This is a genomic window from Microbacterium sp. zg.Y909, from assembly GCF_024626565.1.
Genome location: NZ_JANJFJ010000577.1, coordinates 1 through 1,955, shown reverse-complemented (window position 1 = coordinate 1,955; position 1,955 = coordinate 1). Strand labels below are relative to the sequence as shown.

General features: G+C 73.4%; 2 protein-coding genes. Both read right to left on the bottom strand.

The features are described from left to right. The coding region (locus tag NQ160_RS23040; RefSeq protein WP_257517343.1) for an FAD-dependent oxidoreductase at positions 1 to 600 on the bottom strand (600 nt) is incomplete at its 3' end. Positions 601 to 687: 87 nt separating this feature from the next. Next, on the bottom strand, positions 688 to 1,953 hold the full coding sequence (gene purD / locus NQ160_RS23035; RefSeq protein WP_257517342.1) for a phosphoribosylamine--glycine ligase: 1,266 nt from the start codon (positions 1,951 to 1,953) through the stop codon (positions 688 to 690). Positions 1,954 to 1,955: the final 2 nt, after the last annotated feature.

The window sequence follows — 1,955 nt, the reverse complement described above, 5'->3', positions numbered from 1 at the left end:
CGCGCACGCGATCACGCGGTCGAAGACGTCGTCCGACACGGGCGTGATGACACGCACGGCCCCGTTCTCGGCCCGGATGCCGGTGACCTCGTGCCCCAGGCGGATCTCACCGCCCGCGGCGCGGACGTCCTGCGCCATGGCCTCGGTGATGGTGGCGTAGTCCACCGCGGCGGTGTGCGGCGAGTGGACGGCGGCGACTCCTGCCACGTGCGGCTCGATCTCCCGCAGGTGGGCCACATCGTCGATGCGCACGAGATCGGGGACCCCGTTCGTGACGGAGCGGCGCTCGATCTCGGCCAGCGCCGGCAGTTCGGTCTCATCCACGGCCACGACCAGCTTGCCGACCTCGCGGTACGGCAGGCCCTTCTCCTCGCAGAACTCCCGTATCGACACCCGGCCCGCCGCGCACAGCGTCGCCTTGAGCGACCCCGGCGCGTAGTAGAGCCCGGCGTGGACGACGCCGGAATTTCGCCCGGTCTGGTGCTGGGCGAGGCGCGCTTCTTTCTCCAGCACGGTCACGGCCGCACCCCGCCCCGCCAAGAGACGCGCCAGCGCCACCCCGACGATTCCGCCCCCGATGATTCCTATGCGCTCTGCCACCCGATGCCCCCCGGCGTTCGACGACTCGCGCAACGATAACGCGAACCGCGCTCGACGGGCGCGGCCCGGCCGCCGCCGCAGGCCGGGTCAGCCTTCGACGGCCCGCAGCGCGATGTCGGTGCGGTGGTGCGAGCCTTCCAGGCGGATGCGCCCGAGCGCGGTGTACGCGCGCTCCCTGGCCTCGAAGAACGTGTTGCCGAGGGCGACGACGTTGAGCACGCGTCCCCCGGTGGCGATGAGCTCGCCGTCGCGTTCGGCGGTGGCCGCGTGGGCCAGGTGCACGCCCTCGACCGATGCCGCGGCATCCAGCCCGCTGAGCACGCGCCCCGTCACGGGGTCGGCGGGGTATCCCTCGCTGGCGAGCACGACGGTGACGGCTGCCGCCTCGGCGAAGGCCGGCGCGGGCTCGTCCTCGAGGTGCCCGGACGCGGCCGCCATGAGCAGCGACGACAGCGGGGTCGCGAGCCGGGCGAGCACGACCTGGGTCTCGGGGTCGCCGAAGCGGGCGTTGAACTCGATCACCTTCACGCCCTGCTCGGTGAGGATGAGGCCGGCGTAGAGCAGGCCGATGAAGGGCGTTCCCTCGGCGTCGAGCTGGCGGATGACCGGCTGGGCGACGGTGCGCGTCACCTCGGCGACGAACTCGTCCTCGCCCCCGAAAGCGCCGGCCAGCCACGGCAGCGGCGAGTACGCGCCCATGCCGCCGGTGTTCGGCCCGGCGTCGTCGTCGTGGGCGCGCTTGTAGTCCTGCGCGGGTGACAGCGGCACGACGCGGTCGCCGTCGGAGACGAAGAAGAGCGACACCTCCGGGCCCGACAGGAACTCCTCCACGAGCACCGGTCCGCCGGGCAGGTAGGCCTCGGCATGGGCCAGCGCCGCCGCACGGTCCTCGGTGACGATGACGCCCTTGCCCGCGGCCAGGCCGTCGGCCTTCACCACGTGCGGCGACCCGAGTTCGTCGAGAGCCGCCTCCACCTCGGCGAGGGTGCGGGCCCGCACGGCGCGGCCGGTCGGCACGCCCGCGGCATCCATGATGCGCTTGGCGAAGGTCTTCGAGCCCTCGAGCTGTGCCGCCGCCTTGCCCGGGCCGAAGGCCGGGATGCCGTGCTCGCGCAGCGCATCGGCGACGCCGGCGACCAGCGGCGCTTCGGGCCCGATGACGACGAGGTCGATGGCGTTCTCGTTGGCGTAGACGGTGACCGCGCCGGGATCGGCCGGATCGAGGTCCACGAGGGTGGCGTCGGCGCCGATGCCGGCGTTGCCGGGGGCCGCGAACAGCTCGTGCCCGGCCTCTTCGGCGCGCAGGGCGAGGATGATGGCGTGCTCGCGCGCGCCCGAACCGAGGACCAGGATCT